Genomic DNA, 22449 nt, shown 5'->3' with positions numbered 1-22449 from the left:
CACCCATGCGATCAGACACGAGGACGGACGAACCATGCGCAGAACCATTCTAGCCGCGACCTGCGCCGTTACCGCGCTGGCACTGGCGGCTACCGGCTGTACGGGCTCCGGTGATGCCGCGGCCGGCGGCGCGACCTGCGACGGCAAGATCGACGGCAAGCGGACGATCACGGCCTTCCACCACGCCGGAGGCGAGGAGAAGAAGGCCTTCGCCGGCATCGTCGAGGAGTTCAACGAGAGCCAGGACAAGGTCACCGTCAAGGTGCAGAGCGTCCCCGAGGGCACGTACAACGACTCCGTCCAGGCCGCGGCCGCCGCCGACAAGCTCCCCGACATCCTCGACTTCGACGGGCCTCTTCTCTACAACTACGCCTGGAACCGGAACATCATCCCGCTGGACCGCTGCCTCAAGGCGTCCACCAAGAAGGACCTGCTGCCCTCCATCGTCCAACAGGGCACCTACGACAAGAAGTTGTACGGTGTCGGCGCCTTCGACTCCGGCCTCGTCCTCTACGCGTACAAGTCGGCCCTCAAGCAGGTGGGCGCGCGCATACCCCAGGGCGTCGAGGACGCCTGGACGCCCCAGGAGTTCGCGGAGATCCTCGGCAAGCTCCGGAAGAAGGGCTACAAGCGCCCCCTCGACCTGCACATGTGGTACGGCCGCCAGGGCGAATGGCTCTCCTACGCCTTCAGCACCATCGTCCAGTCCGCGGGCGGCGACCTCATCGACCGCAAGGACTACAAGTCCGCCAAGGGCGTCCTCGACAAGCCCGAGGTCGTCAAGGCGCTGAAGCAGTTCCAGTCCTGGTTCACCAAGGGCTACGTCGACACCGAGGCGCAGGACGACAGCCCCTTCCTGAAGAAGCGCAGCCCCATCGCCTGGAACGGCATGTGGGCCTACACCCAGGGCTACGAGAAGGCCGCAGGCAAGGACCTCGCCGTCATCCCGCTGCCCGACTTCGGCACGGGCTCCAAGACCGGTATGGGCTCCTGGCAGTTCGGTATCACCAGCAAGGCGGAGGACCCCGACGCGGCCGCCGCGTTCCTGGAGCATCTGCTCACCAAGCAGGGCGTGCTGAAGATGCACAAGGCCACAGGCGCCCCGCCCTCCCGCAAGAGCGCCCTCGCCGACGCGGGTATCTACGCGGACGGCGGCCCCATGGAGCTGGTCACCCAGTCCCTGGAGAAGGCGCCGAAGGTCTCGGTGCCGCGCCCGCAGACCCCGGCCTACCCGGCGATCACGCAGGCGTTCGCGCAGGCGGTCGACGACATCAGCCAGGGCAAGGACGTCAAGGAGGCCCTGGACACCGCGGTCGCCGCCATCGACCAGGACATCCGCGACAACGACGGCTACCCGCCCGTCGAGTAACCCTCGGCCCGGTGCGGCGGCGGCCGCTTCCCCCACACCGCCGCCGCCGCCGCACCGACCCCAACTTCTCCTCGTACGACGTCTCTTCGCACCGCCTGAGGTGAACCACCATGTCCCGCACCGTCCTTGAGCCCGCTGTCGAGGGGTCGGCGCCACCCGGCGCGCCACCTCCGGCCAAGCGGCGCTCCGCGGCGCCGCGCACCCGGGAGCGGGTGACGGCCGCGCTGTTCTCCGCCCCTGCCGTCGCCCTGCTGCTCCTCTTCCTGATCGCCCCGTTCGCCGCCGCGGTGCTGCTGTCGTTCACCGACCAGCGGCTGTCGTCCCCGCTGCCGGTGTCCTTCACCGGCTTCGAGAACTACCAACGGCTGTTCAGCAACCCGCAGTTCTGGACGGCCTTCGGCAACAACACCCTCTTCGCCGTGATCGTCGTCCCGGTGCAGACGGCCGCCGCCCTGGGGCTCGCGGTCCTCGTCAACCGGGCGCTGCCGGGCCGGGTGCTGTTCCGTACGATCTACTTCCTGCCGACGGTCACCGTCATGGCCGTCGCCGCCGTCGTCTGGAAGCTGCTGCTGCTCCCCGAGGGCGGCCTGGTCAACGGTGTGCTGGGCGCGGTCTCCTTCGGCCACTTCCAGCCGGGCTGGCTCTCCAGCACCGGCTGGGCGATGCCCGCGATCGTCATCACATCCATCTGGCAGGGCGTCGGCTTCCAGATGGTGATCTTCCTCGCGGGGTTGCAGGCGATTCCGCAGTCCCTCTACGAGGCGGCCCGCGTGGACGGGGCGAACGCCTGGCAGCAGTTCCGGCATGTGACGGTGCCCGGTCTGCGCAACACTCTGATCTTCGTGGTGAATGTGACGGCGATCTTCGCGTTCCGCCTCTTCGACCAGGTGTATCTGATGCCGCAGTTCCCGGGCGGCCCGCTGGACTCGACCCGCACGATGATGCTCCAGCTCCTGCAGACCGGCTACAGCCGCCGCATGATCGGCCAGGCCTCCGCCATCGCCGTCATCTTCTTCCTGTTCGTGCTCGCCGTGACGCTGATCCAGCGCAGGCTCGGCCGCGAGGAGCGTGCCGTCCGATGACCTCCACCACCCCCTCCAGCCGTACGCGCCGCCGTTCCGGGTACAACGTGCCCCTGCACTACGCGATCTGCATCGGCGTCGCGGTCGTGATGCTCGTGCCGCTGGTCTTCATGTTCGCGGGCGCTCTCAAGGCCGACGCCAACGTGCTCGACGACGGCGGCAGTTGGCGCGCCCTGATCCCCACCGACCCCTCCCTGGACAACTTCGTACGGGCCTGGGAGCGCTCGGACTTCGGCCGGCTGCTGCTCAACTCCCTCGTCGTCTGCGGTACGACCGTGGTTCTCGGCCTGGTCGTCAACAGCATGTTCGGCTACGCGCTCGCCCGACTGCGCTGGACCGGCCGCAATGCGGTGCTGGCCGTGATCGTGGCGCTGATCATCATCCCGTTCGAGGCGCTCGCCATTCCGCTGCTGCTGATGGTCACCGAGATGGGCTGGCTGGACACCTACCAGGCGCAGATCATCCCGTTCGTCGCCAACCCGTTCTTCGTCTACCTCTTCTACTCGTTCTTCCTGTCCCTGCCGCGCGAGCTGGAAGAGGCGGCACGGATCGACGGCGCCGGCCCCTGGCGCACCTTCCGCAGCGTCATCGTGCCGTTGTCCCAGCCCGCGTACGCCTCGGTGGCGATCCTCAGCTTCCTGATGACCTGGGGCCAGCTCCTGTGGCCGGTGATGACCACGCGCAGTGAGGAAGTGCGCCCGCTGCCGGTCGGTATCGCGGTCTTCCAGACCCTGCCCCCACTGCGCTGGGGCGATATCATGGCCTTTGCCGCAATGATGACCATCCCGACTCTCATCGTGTTCCTGATATTCCAGCGGGCGTTCGTCCAAGGCGTGGCCGCTCAGGCGGTCAAGGAGTGAGCACCATCCATACCGGTATCCGAGACCGGCACATGCCGGACGTGCACCTGCGCCCAGAGGCCAACTGGATCAACGACCCCAACGGGCTGGTCCACCACGACGGCTGGTACCACGTCTTCTTCCAGCACAACCCGTACGCGCCGACGCACGAGCAGGTGCACTGGGCGCACTACCGCAGCCGCGATCTGCTGCGCTGGGAACCGCTGCCCCTCGCCCTCGCCCCCACCCCGGGCGGGGACGACGCCGACGGCTGCTTCTCCGGCAGCGCGGTGTCCCACGACGGCCGCCTCACCGCCTTCCTCTCCGCCCACCGCGCCGACCGCTGGTGGCAGCCTGTCGCCGCCGCCGACTCCGACCCCGAGGGCATCGTCTTCACCAAGCGCCCCGGGCTCGTCGTCCCCGAAGCGCCCGAGGGGGTCACCACCTACCGCGACCCCTTCGTGTGGCGGGACGGCGACCGCTGGCGGATGCTCGTCGGCGCCGGGATGCGGGACGGCAGCGGAGCCGCCCTGCTCTACGACTCGCAGGACCTGGAGCGCTGGACCGCGCGCGGCCCGCTGCACCGGCGGGCCGACGCAGGGCCCGGCCTCCGTACCGGCGAGGCATGGGAGTGCCCGCACCTCGCCACGTACGAGGACGGGCGGGCGCTGCTGATCACCAGCACCTGGTACCAGCGCACCGGCCCGGCTCATGTGGCCGCCTGGACCGGTACACCCGAGGGCGACGGCTACCGCTTCTCCGACCCGTACCGCCTCGACCACGGCCCCGACTTCTACGCTCCGGCCCTGATGCGGGCCCCGGACGGGCGGTGGCTGATGTGGGGCTGGTCCTGGGAGGCGCGGGACGAGGCAAGCGTCAAGGAAGCGGGCTGGGCCGGGCTGCTCACCCTGCCCCGCGAGCTGACGCTCACCGCGGACGGCCGCGCCCGGCAGGCACCCGCCCGCGAGCTCGAAGGACTGCGGTACGGCGACCCGCAGCGCGTGGTGCGCCGCGTCGCACACGGTGAGACCAGCGCGGTCGCCGAACTGGACGGCGTCGCGGATCTGCGCGTACGGCTCGGCTTCGGGCAGGACGCGGCTTGGGGCCTGCGCATCGCCACGAACGCCGACGGCACCGAATTCCTGGACTTCGTGCTCCGGGACGGGGAGTTGACGGTCGACCGGGGGCATGCCTCGCAGGACACCCGCGCGCACGTCGGCGCGTACCGCCTGCCGGTGCCGGACGCCGCGCCGGGCAGGAGCACCGAGTTGCGGATCTTGCTGGACCGTTCCGTCGTCGAAGTCTTCACCGACGCCGGCGAGACACTCACGCTGCGCTTCTACCCGACGGGCGGCGGGCCGTGGACGCTGCTCTCCAGAGGGCTGGCGTCCGGCGACGTGACCCTGGACCTGGAGGCCCACACGCTGCGCGCCCCGGAGGGGGACGCGCGGTAGCGGAAGCCCGGTGATCCACGGCAGCGGCCCGGCCCGGGGAGACCCCCGGGCCGGGCCGCGCGCACGAACAGGTCGACCTCCACGCGGCAGCCCTGTACCGGCTCGGGGTCCGGGCTTGCAGAGGGCGGTGGCCCGCTGCCTCTGTGTAGTGGGTCTGCCCGCGTCGCGGCCCCGGCTCTGCTGTTCGAGGCTGCGGGATACGGCGAAGGCGCGCATCGTGTGAAGGGAGCACGCGGAGGAGGATTCCCATGGCCACCCCGAGCGGCAAGCCCGACGACATCCCTGTCTTCCGCCGCCCTCCCGACCCGGAGGACAGCGTGACCTGGGAGCCCAGCGAACGCTGGGTGCGCGGCACGAAGGGCGACGTCACGGTCGTCGACAGCCGCCGCCCCCTGCTGGTGTGGGAGCCCGACCGCCCCGTTCCCCTCTACGCGTTCCCGGAGGAGGACATCCGCATGGACCTGCTGCGGCGGACGGAAGAGCCGGCAAGCCGCCGTCGTCACGCGGGCGCCACGGTTTTCTACGAGCTCAGCGTGGGCGGATCGACCACTCCGAGGGCGGCGTGGACGTATCCGGGCAAGGAACTGGCCGGACACATCTCCTTCGAATGGTTCGGGCGCGACGTCCTCGACCACTGGTACGAGGAGGACGAAGAGATCTTCGTGCACCCGCGCGACCCCCACAAGCGCATCGACGCCCTGCCCAGCAGCCGCCACGTACAGGTCGAGGTCGCCGGCACGGTCGTCGCGGACTCCCGCGCCCCCGTCCTCCTCTTCGAGACGGGGCTGCCGGTCCGCTACTACCTCCCGCGCGAGGACGTCCGGCTCGACCTCCTTGTGCCGACGGAGCTGACAACGCGCTGTCCGTACAAGGGCATCGCCACCCAGTACTGGTCGTGGCCGCGCGGTGGCGACGTACCGCCCGGGATCGCGTGGAGCTACCCCGACCCCCTGTCGGCCGTGAGCATCATCAAGAACCGGGTGGCCTTCTACAACGAGGCGGTCGACATCGTCCTCGACGGCGAACGGCTGGATCGGCCGGTCACGGTCTTCAGCAAGTTGCTCAGAACCTGAGCCTCTTTCCCGATGAGCCGCTCGTTCCCGGGCGGCTCATTCGGCTGCCTCCGTTCCTAGGCCGTCCAGGGGAACTACCACCGCGTCAGCGCCGAGGTGGTTGGTGGGTGCCGTTGCGGGTGCGATATGTGGATGCTATCGGCTCACAACGGGAGGAATGGTTCATATGCAGAGAATCGCGACCGCTACGTTGGTGGCTCTGGCGGCCGGCGGCATGGTGACCCTCGGCCCGGGAACCGCTTTTGCCGACGGCCACGGCCACGGCCACGGCCGAGGTGACGGTCACGGCCACAGCCGCGGTCACGGTCACGGCGAGGGGCCGGGGGCTTCGGCCGCCGGCGGCGGGAGTCTCGTCGGCAGCGCGTTCCAGCAGAACACGGCACAGGAAGCGCGGCAGAACAACCACTGCTCCGACCCGAACCCCTTTGACCAGGTGGTGTCCATCAGTGGCGGGCGGGCCGAGGGCCACTGCAAGACCAAGGACAACTCCGTCAACCACGACGCTCGCGTCAAGAAGGGCGGCGCGGAAGCGCTGGGCGGCTCGTCCGCGACGGCTCTCGTTCAGCAGAACACCGCGCAGCAGGGCCGGCAGAACAACAACTGCGCCAACCCCAACGCGTCCGGGCTCGATCTGTCCGGGGGGCGGGTCGAGGCCTGGTGCGCGGACGAGGACGAGTCGGTCAACAAGCACACCCGGTACAAGGGCGGCGGCGCGTCCGCGTACGGAGGCAGCTCCCTCGGCGCGGATCTGTTCAGCCAGAACACCGCGCAGGAGGGGCGGCAGAACAACAATTGCGCCAACCCCAACGAAGCGGGGCTCGAGGTCACCGGCGGAAGCCTGGAAGCCCACTGCCGGAACAAGGACGGCTCGTTCAACAAGCACACCAAGACGGTGAGTGGTGGCGCGGAGGCCAACGGGGGCGGCACCGTCGGCGAAATCAGCCAGCAGAACACCGCGCAGGAGGGGCGGCAGAACATCAACTGCGCCAACCCTCAGGCCACCGAGATCGAGCTGGTCGGTGGCCGCGTGGATGCCTCCTGCGAGAACGAGGACAAGTCGTTCAACCACAAGACGTTCACCAAGGGCGAGGGTGCCAGGGCCAACGGCGGATCCGCTGGCGTGACCGAGCTCGCGAGCCTGAATCAGCAGAACGTGGCGCAGGAGGGGCGGCAGAACATCAACTGCGCCAACCCCAACGAGGTCGAAGCCGAACTGATCGGGGGGCGGGACAGCACCCGCTGCTGGCACAAGGACAAGTCCTTCAACCACAAGACCGTCACCAAGGGCGGGGGCGCCGAGGCCAACGGCGGCTACGGGGTGGCCGATGTCGGCCAGCAGAACATCGCCCAGGAGGGGCGGCAGAACAGCAACTGCGGTAACGCCAACGGCTTGGACCTCGAAGTCTCCGGCGGCAGGCGCGACGTCGAGTGCGGTGCCGTGGACGCATCGACCAACGTGCGGACCAAGGAGATCGGCGGCGGTGCCGAGGCCGACGGTGGTGGGGGCGCGGTGAACCTGTTCCAGCAGAATGTCGCGCAGGAGGGCCGTCAGAACAACAACTGCGGCAACCCGAACAACCTGGCGCTGACCGTCTCCGGAGGGCGCTCCAGCACTCAGTGCCTGGCCGTCGACCGCTCCGTCAACATCGACTCGGTCTACAGGTAACCCCTGCTCTGCCGCCTTCACGGTGGCGGGCGAACCGGCCCCCGCTGGGCACACCCGGCGGGGGCCGTCCCATGTCCGGCTCCTGCCCGACGGCCCCGTCCTTCGCCCGGGAGTGAACCGTCCGCCTCGCCCCTCCGGTCGTCGGAACGTTCCGGAGCCGGTAGTCCGTCCAGGGGAACTGCCACCGCGTCCCTGCCGGGGTGGTGGGCGAGCGCCGTTGCAGGTGCGATATGGATGCTCTCGGTCAAGAACGGGAGAAATTGTGCAAATCCAGAAGATTTCAATCGCTGCGATGGTGGTCCTGACGGCCGGCAGCATGGTGACGCTCGGCCCGGGAATCGCGTTGGCGGACGGATACGGCCACGGCCCCGGCCGCGGACAAGCAAAAGGTGCCACGGCCACGGGTGGCTCGGCCCTCGTCGAAGACGCGTTCCAGCAGAATACGGCTCAGGAGGCACGGCAGAACAACAACTGCGCCGACCTCAACCCGACCCCCGGAGGCGTCAACCTGACCGGGGGACGGGCGGACGCGCGTTGCGCGACGGATGACGAATCCTTCAACCACAAGGCCTGGGTCCAAGGAGGAGGCGCCGAAGCCAACGGCGGATCCTCCTCCGAGGGAACGCTGGTCCAGCAGAACACGGCGCAGCAGGGGCGGCAGAACAACAACTGCGCCAATCCCAACGCCGTCTTCTTCGGGGTGACCGGGGGCCGACTGGAAGTCCAGTGCGCCGACAAGGACAAGTCGGTCAACAAGCACACCTGGTACAAGGGTGGTGGGGCAGCCGCAAACGGTGGCTCCGGTGCGGCAACGGCGTTCCAACAGAACACGGCGCAGGAAGGCCGGCAGAACAACAACTGCGCCAATGGGAATAACGAGGTCGTCGATTTGGACGGGGGCCGGCTGGATGCCCGCTGCCGGAACAAGGACGGCTCGATCAATAAGGACAGCGGGTTCAAGGGCGGTGGCGCCGAGGCCAACGGGGGCTCGTCCGAGTCCGCTCTGGTCCAGCAGAACCTTGCCCAAGAGGGGCGCCAGAACATCAATTGCGCGACCCCCAACACTACGGAAGTCTCCCTGTCGGGCCACCGGGCGGAGGCCCACTGCGGGAACAAGGACGACTCCTTCAACCGCAAGGCTGTCGTCAAGGGCGGTGGCGCCGAAGCCAACGGCGGATCCGCACCGACCGAGGTGTTTCAGCAGAATGTGGCGCAGGAGGGGCGGCAGAACATCAACTGCGCCAACCCCAACGGCTTCGAGGTGGAGGCGACCGGAAGCCGTGACCGGGCTCACTGCTGGCACAAGGACAAGTCGTTCAACCACAAGACCTTCGTCAAGGGCGGCGGTGCCGAGGCCAACGGAGGGAGCGGCGCCCTTGACGACTTCGGTCAGCAGAATGTGGCGCAGGAGGGCCGCCAGAACAGCAATTGCGCCAACCCCAACGGTGGGGAGGTCGAACTGGCGGGGAGCCGGCGGGACGTGAAGTGCGGGGCGGTGGACAAGTCCACCAACGTGCGCACGAAGGAGATCGGCGGGGGCGCCGAGGCCGACGGTGGTTCCGGTGAGCTCGGCCTGTTCCAGCAGAACGTGGCGCAGGAAGGCCGCCAGAACAACAACTGCGGCAACCCCAACAACCTGGACGTGGTCGCTTCCGGCTCGCGCACAAGCGCCCAGTGCCTGGCCGTCGACGAGTCCATCAGCATCGACTCCGTCTACCGGTAGGAACAGCCCGACGCTCGTCAAGATCCGAGCCTCGCCGGCCCCGCTGGAGATTTCCGGCGGGGCCGGTCCCTTTGTGCTTTCGCACCGGAAATCGCTTTCCACGCAAGCCTGTTCGCCTCTGCCCTACGCCTGTCCCGTGCTGCTGTCACATGCCTGTTCTTCGCCGGGGAGTAGAGGGCGTTACCGTCCGTACGCAAACGGTTGCGTTGACCCTGGTGTTGCCTCTACTGTCAACGGCCGGTCGACCAGGGACAGTTGTCGGCCTCTTCCGCCTTCCGCTCGGCTGCCGCAGGGCTTTGCTCTGCCCGCATTCTCAACTCGAGTGCGTGTGCACCGAGTTGATGGCGTATCACCACACCTGCAAGAAGGATGGGCGTCATGCGTGCATTCCCCCCACGGACCTGGGCCATTGCTGTCGCGGGAGCGTTGCTGGCCACCGGAGGCGCGTGTTCCCCGTACCCCTCGGTCGACACCGGGGGCGACGGTTCCACCGGCCGCGTCACCGTCTGGTACCACACGGGACAGGGGCCGGAGAAGAAGACTCTCGAACGCCAGATCGCGGCGTTCAACGCTGCGCACGACGAGATCGAGGTCGAGCTCACACTGCTGCCCGAGGAGGACTACAACGAGCGGGTCCAAAGGGCCGCGGCCCGGGGCGTACTGCCCGATCTGCTCGACATCGACGGCCCGAGGCTCGGCAGCTACGTGCACCGGGACATGCTCGCGCCGCTCGACACCGGACTGATCGCCCCGGCAGTTCAGGCGGGCCTGCTCGCCAGCATCGAGGCCCAGGGTACGTACGGTCGCCGTCTGTACTCGATCGGCACCTTCGACTCCGGGCTGGGCCTCTACGGGAACCGCAGGATGCTGGAGCGGGCGGGGGTCGAGATCCCCGGATCCGGTGAACCGGCATGGACGGCCGAGGAGTTCACGCAGTCCCTGAAGAAGCTGGCCCTGCACGACGCCGACGGTCAGGTCCTGGATTTCGGACTGGCCAACGGGGTCGGCGAGTGGTTCACCTACGCCTACAGCCCCATCGTCTGGTCGGCCGGAGGGGATCTGATGCACCGCAGCGACAACGGATACGCGGGCGGCGTCCTCAACGCCCCCGGGGTCGCGAAGGCGCTGGGCACGGTCCAGGTGTGGAAGAGGTACGTCGACCCCGACAGGGGCGGCAAGAGCTTCGCCGGGGGCGACACCGCCCTCTCCTGGAACGGCCACTGGCGTTACTCCGACTTCTCCCGGGCCCTCGGCAAGGACCTGGTCGTCCTGCCCCTCCCGGATTTCGGCCGCGGTACGAAGACCGGTTCCGGGTCGTGGAGTTGGGCCGTCACGCAGCAGTCGGCGAACAAGAAGGCCGCCGCCGTCTTCCTGGAGTATCTGCTCAAGGACCGGCAGGTGCTCGCGATGGCCAAGGCCAACAGCGCCATCCCGGGCACCCTTTCCGCGCTGGAGAAGTCGGAACTCTACGGCCCGGGCAAGCCACTGGAGCTCTTCGCCGGTCAGTTGGAGGAGACCTGCGGCAACGGACCGGTCAGTCAGGGCTGTGTGGCGGTTCCGCGGCCGAACACGCCGGACTATCCCGTGGTCACCCGTGCGTTCCAGAAGGCGTTCCGGGCTGTCTACGACGACGGCATGGCTCCGGAGAAGGCGCTGAACCGTGCGGTGACGACCATCGACACCGAGCTCCAGGGCAGTGGCTGACCGCCAGTGCATCCGGCCGGCACATGCTCCGAGGCCCGGCCATCGTCCCGGTATGCGGGAGAGCAAGCGCTCTTTTCCGGCCCCCGTTCGAAGTGATCACGTCGCGGGGACCGGACCCGGCGGCCCAGCTCAGACGGCACGCTAGAGTGAGCGCAAACGCTTGTCGTACCCGCGAATGGCCATGCCGGGACCGTGCTTTGACCGCTTCCGGCCGGGCAGGCGGGCCAGGATGGGAGGCGGCCTCCGAGTGGAGCGGAGCGATGCGGGCGGCACCCGCGCGAGCATCGCGGATGTCGCTCGTGCGGCCGGTGTGTCGACCGCGAGTGTCTCGCGGTCGCTGCGCGGTCTGGGGGGCGTCTCCGAGGGCACGCGTGCCCGGGTCGTCCAGGCAGCGCTGGATCTGGGGTACGCGATCTCGCCCGGTGCCTCCAGTCTGCGCAGCGGACGCACACGCACCATCGCGGTCGTCACCCCGTTCATCGACCGGTGGTTCTTCGGGCGCGCGCTCGGGGCGTTCGAGTCGGTGCTGCAACAGGCCGACCTCCATGTCCTGCTCCACAGCCTCCACGGCAGTCCGGAGGCGCGCCGCCGTCTGTTCGCCGAGCGCATCCTGCACCGCAGAGTCGACGCGGTACTGATCATGTGCCTGAAGCTGGAACAGCACGAGATCGACGCACTGCGAGCCCTCGACGTACCCGTCGCGCTCCTGGGATCCCACGCGGCGGACTTCTTCAGCGTGGCCATCGACGACTTCGCCGCCGCCCGCACCGCCGTCGGCCATCTGACCGGCCTCGGCCACCGCCGTATCGGCCTCATCGGGGGCAGCCCCGCGGACCCGCTGCGCTTCACGGCGCCGATGGAACGGCGGGCCGGGTACCGGGACGCCCTGAAGTCCGCCGGGATCGCGGGGGACAGGGAGCTGGAAGTCGATGCGGACTACACGATCGGCGGGGGCGAGCGGGCCATGACGCGGTTGCTCGGCCTTCCCCGGCGCCCCACGGCGGTGTTCGTCGAGTCGGACGAGATGGCGTTCGGCGCCCTGCGGGTCCTGCGCGAGGCCGGGGTGAGGGCGCCGGACGACCTTTCGATCATCGGCATCGACGATCACGAGATGAGTCAACTCATCGACCTCACGACCGTAGGGCAACCGGTCGCCGAGCAAGGGGCCGCGGCTGCGCACGCCCTGCTCGCGGCACTCGAGGACCGATCGCGGGCTCCGTCGCGGGTCGTGCACCCCACCCGATTGATCATCCGCGGCACCACCGCGGCCCCCCGGAGCGGCTCAGCCGCCTGACGCGGGGGTCGAGGGTCCGGAAAGCGGAATGGGGCAAAGGTCGCAATTCGCGCAATTTATTACAATACTGGCTACGTGGTGCTCGTTCCTCCGATCGAACCGATGCTGGCCACGGCCACGGACGCCCTGCCGGCACCGAGCGCCCTGCCCGGCGGCCTCGCCCTGGAACCGAAGTACGACGGCTTCCGCCTGATGGTGTTCCGCACCGGAGGAACGACCCAGCTGCTGTCCCGCGTCGGCAAGCGCCTCGACGACGCCTTCCCGGAGATCACCGAGGCCGCCGCCGCGCTCCCCGAGGATGTTGTCCTCGACGGCGAGGTCGTGATCATGGTGGACGGCAAGCTGCAGTTCGGCGCGCTCCAGCAGCGCGTCAACCGCGCGCCGCACACCGCCCGGCGCCTCGCCCACGTCCAGCCCGCTCACTACGTCGTGTTCGACCTGCTGCAACGGGGGACCACCGAACTCCTCCATGAGCCCTACCGCGTTCGCCGCGCCGCCCTGGAGGACCTGTTCACCCGCCATGACCTGACGGCGCCGTGGACCCTGACCCCGGTGACGAGCGACCGCGAGCAGGCCGAGCAGTGGCTGACGCTCTGGACGCCCGTCGGTGTCGAAGGCGTGGTCGCCAAGGGATGGGACCAGCCGTACCGGCCGGGCCGCCGCGGCTGGTTCAAGGTCCGCGCGCGGGAGACGAGCGAGGCCATCGTCGCCGCGGTCACCGGTCCCGTCGCCGCACCGGACACCGTGCTCCTGGGCCGCTACGACCAGGGCGGCACGCTCCGGCTGGCCGCCCGCTCCACCCCGCTCACCCCCGCCCTGCGGGAGGACCTGGGCCACCTGCTCACCGTCGCCGGCTCCACGCACCCGTGGGCCCACGCCCACATCGCCGCGTCCTGGGGGCGGTCGGAGGAGCTGGAGTTCACGCCTGTCGAACCCGAGCAGGTCATGGAATTCCTCGGCGACGTGGCGGTCGACGCGGGCCGCTGGCGCCATGCCGTACGGGCTCTGCGCCTCCGCGCCGACATCGAACCGGGGGACGTGCCGCCGTTCGGCGACGGCCACAGTGCGGGCGCGGGCCCGGCCCGGCTGCGCGGCTGAGGGAACGTCGTCTCCTCAAGGCAACGGCTCCTGGTGCACGCCGGCAGTACGACGGTCGCCGTCGCGTCCGGTCCGATCGGCGCACACCGTGCCGCACCCACGAAGGCCGGCGCTTCTCATCGGCGGGAGGCCGGAGGTCGTCCCACACCACGCCGCGGGACAACTCCTCGCCGAGGCCCGGGACGCGGCGGTGCGGGCCCCCCTCGGGGACGCCGTACGAGGGTGGCCCCGGCCGCCGGGGAAGTTGAGGAGATCCCCTAGTTCGGCCGTCCAACGATTCAGCAGACCCCCGCGACCTGTGACGATGGGTACTCCGTCAACGGTGGCAGCACGGGCATCGGGTGAGCGGGCATCGGGCGAGAGGTTCTGGAGCATGGCGGGGACGACCGACCACGAGAGCGCTCAGCCGGCCACGGCGCTGGTCGAGCGCGAGGAGCCGTGGTCGTGCCTCGAGAAGGACCTGGCCGACGCCATGGCGGGGTGCGGACGCACGGCACTGGTGACCGGCCCGGTCGCCGTCGGCAAGACCGAACTGCTCCATGCCTTCGCCGACCACGCGGTCCGCTCCGGTGCGACGTTCCTCAAGGCCGTCTGCTCCCGGTCGGAGAGCGCCCTCCCGTTCGGGGTGGTCGGCCAGCTGTTCCGCACGCTGGAACTGCCCGGCGAGTGCGCCGATGACGTCGCCGCCCTTCTGGAGACGGGGGCTGCCGTGACCGCGGACTCCGCCGCCGGTCCCGAAGCGGGCGAACATTCCGTCGCGCGGATCCTGAACGCACTGTGCCTGGCAATGCTCGATCTGGCGGAGGACCGGACCGTGCTGATCGGCGTGGAGGACGTACGGCATGCCGACCTCCCCTCACTGAGCTGGCTGCTCTCCCTCATCCGCAGACTCGGCTCCGCCCGGGTGCTGCTGGTGCTGACCGAGACGGCAGGCCCCGGAACGGCCCGCACGCCGCTGCACACCGAACTCCTCCGCCACCCGCACTGCCGCCGCATCACCCTGGTACCGCTGTCGGAACGTGGCGTTGCCACCGTGTTCGCCGGACTCCCGGCGTCGGGGACACCCGACCGGCCCGCCGCGAGCGCGTACCGGGTGAGCGGCGGTAACCCTCTCCTCGTCCGGGCGCTGCTGGAGGACGGGCACGCCGCGGACATCGCGGGGGACATCCCTGTCGGGCCCAACTTCCGCCAGGCGTTGATGAGTTGTCTCGACCGCTGCGAACCGGCAGTGCTGCCGGTGGCCCGCGCGCTCGCCGTTCTGGACGAGCCGCCGATGGCCCCCGGCGCGGTGGGACGCCTGATCGGCGCGGATGCAGAAACCGTGGCCGCCGCGATCGCCACCATGAACGACGCCGGACTTCTCGACCAGGGCCGCTTCCGGCATGCCCAGGCCCGCTCCGCCGTGCTGGACGACATGCCCACCGGGGAGCGGAAGAGCCTCTATCTCCGTGCTGCAGCCCTGCTGCACGGCGACGGCGCGCCCGCCGCGGACGTGGCGCCCTACGTCGTCATGGCCGACGCCGAGGACGCCTCGATGGCACCCGTCCTGGAGGAGGCGGCCGAGCACGCCCTGCGCGACGAGCGGATCGATCTGGCCGTCCAGTACCTGGAACTCGCCCACCGGTGCTCCACCGACGCGCGGCAGAAGGCCGCCACCGGGGTCACCCTGGTCCGCGCCGAATCGCGTACCAACCCCGCCGCCGCGGCGCGCCGGCTGCCCGCCCTCGTCGCGGCCCTGCGTGCCGGCCATCTCGCCGACCGGGACATCACGGCGCTGATCGTGCCCCTGATCTGGCACGGACGGGACGACGACGCCGCCGATGTACTGGAGCGGGCACGCCGGGCGGAGCACGAGGAGGGTGGGCAGGCGGCAGCCGAACTCCGGGCGACCGAGCTGTGGTTGACCTGTTCCCATCCGCGGCTGGCCCGTCATGTACAGCCTCCGGCCGGGGCGGTGAAGCGGCGGAGCGGGCTGGTCGACCCGACCGTCGGTCCCCTCCTGACAGCGTCGGCCGCACTGTCGCGCGTACTCACCCAGGACGCCGCCGAGCGCGCCGTCACCGACGCCGAACACGTCTTGCAGGCCGCCCGGTTGAGCGACAGCACCTCGTGGGGCCTCGAACCCGCCCTGCTCGCGCTGCACGCCCTGATCTACGCGGACCGGCTCGACATCGCACAGCCCTGGTGCGACCAGCTCCTCGACGAGGCCCGGGCCAAAGGGACCGCGGTGGGACAAGCGATGGTCGCCGCCGCCCGCGCGGAGATCGCGCTGCGCCGCGGCGAACTGGCGACCGCGTACGACCAGGCGGAAACAGCCCTCACGCTCATGCACCCGACCGCATGGGGCGTTGCCGTCGGCCTGCCGCGTGGCTGCCTCATCAGCGCCGCGACCCGGATGGGCCGGCACGACAAAGCCGCCGCGCACCTCGAACAGCCGGTCCCCCCGGGCATGTTCAGGACCCGCTACGGGCTGCACTACCTGCACGCCCGGGGGCAGTACTACCTCGCCACCGGCCGACACCACGCGGCGCTCGCCGACTTCCTCTCCAGCGGAGAGCTGATGTCCGAGTGGGGAATCGACACGCCGGGGCTCGTACCGTGGCGCACCAGCGCCGCCGAGGCCTGGCTGCTGCACGGCGGTCACAGCGACGAGGCCGAGCGGCTGATCACCGAGCAGCTCGCGCGGCTGGGAACGGGCGGACACCGGACACGCGGTGCGGCTCTGCGGCTGCTCGCCGCCGCCGGCGACGCCCACGACCGCCCGCACCTGCTCGACCAGGCGGTGGCCACTCTGGAGGACTGCGGTGACCAGTTCGAACTGGCCCGGGCCCTCGGCGACCTGAGCCGTGCGCACCGGGCCATGCGCGAGCACCGCCGCGCCTGGACGGTCGCCCGCCGTGCGTGGCACGTGGCGAGCGTGTGCCACGCGGCCCCGCTGTGCGAGGAACTGCTGCCCAGCCGTACCCGGCCCGACAGCGCGGGGCGCAACGGAGGGGACGTGGATCCGATCGCGTCGCTCACGGACGCCGAACGACGGGTGGCGGCTCTGGCCGCCGTCGGCTACACGAACCGTGAGATCGCCGGAAAGTTGTACATCACGTCGAGCACCATCGAGCAGCATCTCACCCGCGTGTACCGCAAGTTGAACGTCAAGGTCCGAAGAGACCTCCCCGCGGACCTGCACAGCTACCTGCCCAGAACGGCCTGACCGGCCGACCGCCCCAACGGGCACCGGGCGATGGGGAAGCGTGAAGGCGGAACGGGCCGGACCGGCCCAAGTCCGTCCGGGCGCATGGCCGTTGAACCGGCAGTGCGCACGGCAAGACCGTGCGCCGGGTGTCCCTCCACCACCCGGCGTGAGGGAACGTCGCCGGTTCGGGTGAGTTCACTAGTGACGTGTCAGCAACGATGAGCCAGTGGGGCTCGTGTCGCATTCCATCTCCGACAGGCAGGAAGGAATCAGTCACATGGGTGGTCAGACGCTCGTGATCGGCGTGATGGGCCTGGGTTCCCTGGGGGAGGGAATCGTCCGCGCGCTGCTCGGAAGCGGTCCCGACGTCCAAGTCGTCGGAGTGGATCACGATCCGGGCGTCGTCCACCGCGTACGGAACCGCCTGGACTCCCGTGTCCTGAGCCTGGGCACCGAACTCACCGACCTCAAGCGGGCCGATCTGGTGATCGAGTCCGTGTCGGAGGACCTGGGCGTCAAGGAGAATGTGCTGCGGCGCCTCAGATCGGCCTGCTCGCCGGGCACCGTACTGGCGACGGTGAGCGGCACGCTGCCCGTCGCGCAGCTCGCGATCGCATCGGGCTGTCCGGAACGGGTGCTGGGCATGAGGTTCTTCCTGCCTCCGCCCTTCGGCCGCTCCGTGGAGCTGGTGCGGACGTCGATGACCTCGCCCGACGCGGTGGGTCTCGCGCAGCGGGTAGCGGACCGTGCCGGAAGCGATGTCGTGAGCGTCGGCGGGGGGCCCGGCGAGGCGGCGACCGAACTGGTCTACGGCTACCTCAACCACGCGGTCGCGATGGTGGAGCAGAACTGCGCCACCGTTGAGGACATCGACACCGCCGTACGCATCGGTTGCGGTCTGCCCTACGGGCCGCTCCAACTCCTCGATCTCATCGGGCTCGACACCGTACGCGACACGCTGCGGACCTTGCACTGCCGCACGGGCAATCGCAGCCTCTTTCCCGCCCTCCTTCTCGACCGGATGGTCGAGAAGGGCCGCCTCGGCCGCAAATCGGGCCGGGGCTTCCACCTCTACACCGACGACGGAAGGGTGGTTCCCGACGCGTACACGCGGAGGGAGGCCCGCCCGGTCCGCGACCTCGACCGGATCGGTGTCGTCGGGTCGGGGACGATGGCCTGCGGCATCGCCGAGGTCGTGGCCCGTGCGGGGCTGGAGGTCACCCTCGTGGCGCGTGGCGGGGACAAGGCGAGTGCCGCGTTCGCCGCCGTCGACACATCCCTGTCCGCGGCGGAGGGGTGCGGAGGCATCAGCGAGGGAGAACGCATCGACGTCCTCGGCCGCATCGAGGCGACGGACGACTACGCGGCACTGTCCACCTGCGACCTGGTCATCGAGGCGGTCGCCGAGGAACTCCCCGTCAAGCGCACCGTCATGGGGCAGATCGACGCGGTGGCGAAGCCGGGCGCGACGCTCGCCACGATCACGTCCAGCTTTTCGGTGGCCGACATCGCGAGCGCCACCGGCCGCCCGTCCCAGGTGATCGGGCTCCACTTCTTCCACCCCGTTCCGGCGACCGAGCTGGTGGAGGTCGTCCGCACGGGTGCCACCGAGGACGGCGTGCGCGACACCGCGCATGCTCTGGTCCGGCGGCTGGGCATGAACGCGGTGGAGTGCACGGACCGGGCGGGCTTCATCGTCAATGCCCTGCTGTTCCCGTATCTCAACGACGCGATCCGGATGCTCGTGCGCACCGATGTGACCGTGGAGGAGATCGACACGGCGGTGACAACGGCGTTCGGGCATCCGGTGGGCCCGTTCGCCCTGCTCGACGCCATCGGACTCGATGTGTCGCTGGCCATCCTGCGGCGGCTGAACGCGGCCGCGCCGGACGCGGGCCCCGTACCGGCCGCGCCGCTGGAACAGCTCGTCGCGGCAGGCTACTTGGGCCGCAAGACCGGCAGCGGATTCCGGATCGCCGAGAGCCGTGCCGCGGCGACCGCCTGACGCACAGCCGGACCCGGGAGGTCAGCGCACGTGATCGATCAGCTTCTACCGGACACCCTGTCGGTGGCCGAGGTGTTCGGGGACCCGCCCGCTCCTGCGCTGCACCCGGCGGAGGAGGCCGTCGTCGGCAACGCGGTGGCCAAACGGCGGCGGGAGTTCGCGGTCGGCCGGAGCTGTGCCCGGCAGGCGCTCGGCTTCCTCGGCCTGCCGCCGGGACCGCTGCTGTCCGGATCGCGCGGCGAACCGCTGTGGCCGGCCGGGGTGGTGGGCGCGATCACCCACTGCGACGCGTACTGCGCGGCAGTCGTGGCCCGGAGCGAGGACATCGCGGCGGTCGGCGTGGACGCCGAGCCGGCGAGGCCGTTGCCGGCCGGGATCCTCGACGCCGTTTCCCTCCCCGAGGAGCGGGCACGGCTGCCGCGGCCCGCCGGCCGGGACCGGTACGTGCCATGGGACCGGCTGCTGTTCAGTGCGAAGGAGTCGGTCTACAAGGTGTGGTTCCCCCTGACGGGACGGAGCCTGGAGTTCGAGGACGCCTCCGTCACGTTCCACCCGGAGCACGGGGGCGCGGAGGCCGGGGGCAGGGACAGGGCAGGGGGAGAGACCCGGACCGGAGGAACGTTCTCGGTACGCCTCCTGGCGCCGGCATGGCGACTCGGCGACCGGACGCTCTCCGGCCTCACCGGACGCTTTCTGGTCGATGACGGAGTGCTGCTCACGTGCATCGCCGTACCGGGGGCCCGCCGCGGCGTACCGGGCCGGAGCGCCGTCTCCTACCAGAGCGCTCCGGTCCGCTCCCAGTCGGCGCTGTGAGGGTCGTCGTAGCCGGCGTCGGCGGCTTTGCCGGGGGCGGAACCGCCGAAGAAGGCGCGCAGTTCGCGGCGGCCGGTGACGCCGAGCTTCCGATACACGGAGGTGAGGTGCATCTCGACCGTGCGCTGGGTGACGAACAGGGCTTCGGCGACCTCCCTGTTGGTGCCGCCCCGAGCGGCGAGCTGAGCGACCTGGCTCTCGCTCGGCGTGAGCGACTGCAGGCCCTGCGACATCACCCGGCGCGGCCGGGCACCGGTGGCGAGCAGCGCCTCGTGGGCGCGGGAGCGCAGCGGCCGGGCACCCATGGTGTGCGCCAGATCGAGCCCGCGGTGCAGTGCTTCGCGGGCGGGGGCGATGTTGTCCCGGTCGTGCAGCGCGACGCCCAGGTCGATGAGGACACGGGCACGCTCGAGCTGGGAGGGCGACTCCTCCAGTACGGACAGGGCCTCTTCGAGGAGGGCGAGCTTGCGGGGGCCCGGCTCGAGCTCCGCCAGGAGGCGCAGTCCGGCGCCCAGCGCGTCCCGCAGGCCGCCTCGCCGCGCGCGTTCCACCGCGTCATCGGCCAGTTCGCGGGCCTCACCGGTGGCGCCCCGGGCGTGGTGGGCCCGTGCCGCCCACGCCCACCACGAGGAGACGGCCGGGCTGGTGCGGTTCCACTGGTGCTGGCGCGTGCCGCATTCGAGGAGGTCGGCCAGGGCCCCGCGTGCGTCGCCGCGTTCCAGACGCAGCCGGCCCCGTGCGCACATGAACTCGTTCCACTGCCAGCTGTCGGCACTGGACGGGGGGAAACCCTGGGCGGCCACGGCCTCGGCGCCCTGGAGGTCGCCCGACTCCAGCAGTGCGTGGATCTGCGTGGCCACGGGGAGGACGAGCGAGTGGCACCACTCGTCACGGGGAGCGAGGTAGAGCGCCGTCATGGTGCCCGCCAGGGCTCCCGCGAGCGCGCCGAGGCGGTAGGCGGCCTCAGCGCGCATGCCGGTGCTGAGACTGAAGGACAGCAGGCTCTGACTCTGCCAGGCGCTGTCCAGAATGCGCTGGTATGCCGCATCCGCTTCGCCGGGGTAACCGCCGTACAGCAGGACCATTGCCGCCGTCGTCTGGAACAGCGGCGAGTCGGTGTTGGGGACGCTGCGTTCGAGCATGCGGCGGGCGGCGGAGACCGAGGCACCCGCCAGATCCTCCCGTACGACGCTGACCCTCGCCTGTGCGGCCAGCAGAGCGCGCTCGCCCGGTGTGTTCCCCGGGAGCCCGAGGTCCAGCGGGAATTCGTCGGATGCCGCCCGCAGAGTCCGCAAATCCTCGAGGGAGGCCATCAGCCGCTGGGCCTTGAGGCAGCGGGCCAGGTCACCGGTCGGGTCCTCGATCGTCGAGGCCTGCTCGGCGAGGACTCGTACGGCCTCCTGAGGCCATTCGCTGTGCACCAGGTTGCTGGCGAGCGCGGTCACCACGCGGAAGCGCTGGACGGGATCCTCCACGTGTTCCAGCGCGAGCCGCAGATGCCGGACGCTGGCGTGGACGTCCACGGCCGTTTCCGCGAAGCCGAGTTCGATGAGGACGGCGACATCGGTGGAGGACTGGATGCGCCCGCGCAGGCAGGGCCGCAGCAGGTCGACGGCGAGCCGCGGCGCGCCGCGCGACGACGCTTCCCGGGCCGCCTCCAGCAGCACGCTGACCGCCCAGTCCTCGGTGGCGGGGAGCTCGGTCATCAGCAGGTGCGCCGAGACCTGTTCCGCCGGCGCTCCCAGGGCCAGGAGGAGCCGTGCGGCGCGGTGGTGGGCGTCGGCCAGCTCGTCCGGACGCATCTGGGCGAGGACGACCTCGCGTATCTGGCCGTGGTTGAACGACCAGGCCATGCCGTCGTCGGAGGCGGTCAGCAGACCGTTGGACCGCAGTGTGCGCATGGCGCCGAGGAGCGCGGACTCACTGATGCCGGCCAGCCGCGCGCACACCTCGGGGGAGGCGTTGTCGCCGATGACGGCCATCGCCTGGGCGGCGGGAACCGACTCGGGCTGCCGCCGGAGGACGCAGAGCACGGCCTCCTGGAAGAACTGGCCGCCCTGTGCCGTCGCGTATTCGAGCCCGGCGGTGGTCGGCAGGTCGCCGTGCAGCCACATCACCGTGAGCAGCGCCCGTACGAGCAGTGGGATGCCGCCCGTCGCGGCGAGGCAGGCGGCGGAGAACTGCCCGTCGGCCTGATGGCGCAGGGTCGCCTCGACCATCCTGGCGACCCCGTCCTCCGTCAGCGGCTGGGGGCGCAGAACCTGGCACCGCGGCTGGCCGACCACCTCTTCGAACAGGGCCGGGTCGGTGCCCGGATCGCCGGTGCGGCGGGAGAGCGCGAGGATGATCGGCAAGCCCTCGATGCGCCGGGCGAGATGGGCCAGGAAGCGCAGGGATGCCACGTCAGCGCTGTGCGCGTCGTCGACGACGATGACAAGGGGCGAGACCTCGGCCAGGTTGCAGGTGAACCAGTAGAGACCGTGCAGCACCGCGTGCGACACGTCCTCCGTCGCCATCACGGCGTCACCGCTGAACACGTTCGCACTGAGCGCCTGCATCGCGGCCTGGGCGTTGCCCGCCAGAAGGCGCTCCCGCTCGGGGGCATGGAGCGACCTGAACAGTGGCCCGAAGAGGTGGCGTACGAGGCCGAACGGGAAGTCCCGTTCCAGGGTGTCGCAGTGGGCCTCCAGGACCCGCAGCCCGTCCTGTCCCGCTTCGCACGCCAGGCGCCGCAGGAGGAGGCTCTTGCCGATGCCGACGGGCCCCTCCAGCAGAACCATGCTTCCGGTGCCCTGGTGGGCATCGCGCAGCAGGGCGAGGAGTACGGACAGTTCGCGCTCGCGGTCGACGAGCGGCGTCCAGCCGTCATTCCGTCCGGCTGTGCCATGCGGGGGGCGCGCGTTCACCTGGTCTCTCCCACTTGTGGGTGCGGCTGCGATCGGGCCGCTGGGCCCTGCCCGCCGTACCGACACCACGCGTGCGTGGCCACACGGTATACCTCGCTGAATCGCGTCCGGAAGATGAACGGCCAGTATGGACAAACCGGACAGCGGGGGGTGTGGCACGGCCCGTGGGCGACGTGCGGCAAGCGCATCGAGCAATAGGGCACGGCCCCGGCCGCGCCCGGTCGAGGACGCTT

At 70.4% G+C, this 22449-nt stretch carries 14 protein-coding genes; 13 read left to right on the top strand and 1 reads right to left on the bottom strand.

Features of this window, described 5'->3' with window-relative positions; genetic code table 11:
• Nucleotides 1-34 precede the first annotated feature (34 nt).
• From ACGFNH_RS04525 to ACGFNH_RS04465, 13 genes are all read left to right on the top strand, one after another.
• The gene (locus ACGFNH_RS04525; protein WP_393651533.1) at nt 35-1369 is read left to right on the top strand and encodes an ABC transporter substrate-binding protein; all 1335 of its coding nucleotides are present in this window, start codon (nt 35-37) and stop codon (nt 1367-1369) included.
• 110 nt (nt 1370-1479) lie between these two features.
• Entirely contained in the window at nt 1480-2451 is a 972-nt protein-coding gene (locus tag ACGFNH_RS04520; RefSeq protein ID WP_393651532.1) for a carbohydrate ABC transporter permease, read from the top strand.
• Nucleotides 2448-3311, top strand: a complete 864-nt coding sequence (locus ACGFNH_RS04515; protein ID WP_393651531.1) for a carbohydrate ABC transporter permease — start codon at nt 2448-2450, stop codon at nt 3309-3311. The genes ACGFNH_RS04520 and ACGFNH_RS04515 overlap by 4 nt, the downstream gene beginning before the upstream one ends.
• Complete coding sequence (locus ACGFNH_RS04510; protein ID WP_393651530.1) at nt 3308-4744, top strand: glycoside hydrolase family 32 protein; 1437 nt, start codon at nt 3308-3310, stop codon at nt 4742-4744. The genes ACGFNH_RS04515 and ACGFNH_RS04510 overlap by 4 nt, the downstream gene beginning before the upstream one ends.
• 248 nt (nt 4745-4992) lie before the next feature.
• Nucleotides 4993-5817 (top strand): DUF427 domain-containing protein, encoded by an 825-nt coding sequence (locus ACGFNH_RS04505; protein ID WP_393651529.1) that lies wholly within the window; start codon nt 4993-4995, stop codon nt 5815-5817.
• A gap of 166 nt (nt 5818-5983) precedes the next feature.
• Nucleotides 5984-7483: a hypothetical protein gene (locus ACGFNH_RS04500; protein WP_393651528.1), complete on the top strand. Its 1500-nt coding sequence runs from the start codon at nt 5984-5986 to the stop codon at nt 7481-7483.
• Between the two features lie 292 nt (nt 7484-7775).
• Nucleotides 7776-9206 (top strand): hypothetical protein, encoded by a 1431-nt coding sequence (locus ACGFNH_RS04495; protein ID WP_393651527.1) that lies wholly within the window; start codon nt 7776-7778, stop codon nt 9204-9206.
• A 378-nt stretch (nt 9207-9584) separates the two neighbouring features.
• Complete coding sequence (locus ACGFNH_RS04490; protein WP_393651526.1) at nt 9585-10910, top strand: ABC transporter substrate-binding protein; 1326 nt, start codon at nt 9585-9587, stop codon at nt 10908-10910.
• A gap of 247 nt (nt 10911-11157) precedes the next feature.
• On the top strand, nt 11158-12204 hold the full coding sequence (locus ACGFNH_RS04485) for a LacI family DNA-binding transcriptional regulator (protein WP_393651525.1): 1047 nt from the start codon (nt 11158-11160) through the stop codon (nt 12202-12204).
• A 75-nt stretch (nt 12205-12279) separates the two neighbouring features.
• On the top strand, nt 12280-13302 hold the full coding sequence (locus ACGFNH_RS04480) for an ATP-dependent DNA ligase (protein WP_393651524.1): 1023 nt from the start codon (nt 12280-12282) through the stop codon (nt 13300-13302).
• Between the two features lie 373 nt (nt 13303-13675).
• Nucleotides 13676-16510, top strand: a complete 2835-nt coding sequence (locus ACGFNH_RS04475) for an AAA family ATPase (RefSeq protein WP_393651523.1) — start codon at nt 13676-13678, stop codon at nt 16508-16510.
• A 259-nt stretch (nt 16511-16769) separates the two neighbouring features.
• Nucleotides 16770-18497 (top strand): 3-hydroxyacyl-CoA dehydrogenase family protein, encoded by a 1728-nt coding sequence (locus tag ACGFNH_RS04470; RefSeq protein WP_393651522.1) that lies wholly within the window; start codon nt 16770-16772, stop codon nt 18495-18497.
• 30 nt (nt 18498-18527) lie between these two features.
• Entirely contained in the window at nt 18528-19310 is a 783-nt protein-coding gene (locus ACGFNH_RS04465) for a 4'-phosphopantetheinyl transferase (protein ID WP_393651521.1), read from the top strand.
• On the opposite strand, the gene ACGFNH_RS04460 is transcribed toward ACGFNH_RS04465, so the two are convergent.
• On the bottom strand, nt 19271-22216 hold the full coding sequence (locus ACGFNH_RS04460; protein ID WP_393651520.1) for an ATP-binding protein: 2946 nt from the start codon (nt 22214-22216) through the stop codon (nt 19271-19273). The genes ACGFNH_RS04465 and ACGFNH_RS04460 overlap by 40 nt on opposite strands.
• Between the last annotated feature and the right edge of the window lie 233 nt (nt 22217-22449).

Source organism: Streptomyces sp. NPDC048639, assembly GCF_043199075.1.
Lineage (GTDB): Bacteria > Actinomycetota > Actinomycetes > Streptomycetales > Streptomycetaceae > Streptomyces.
The sequence above is the reverse complement of the archived record's forward strand: the minus strand, read 5'-3'. Positions and strand labels throughout refer to the sequence as shown.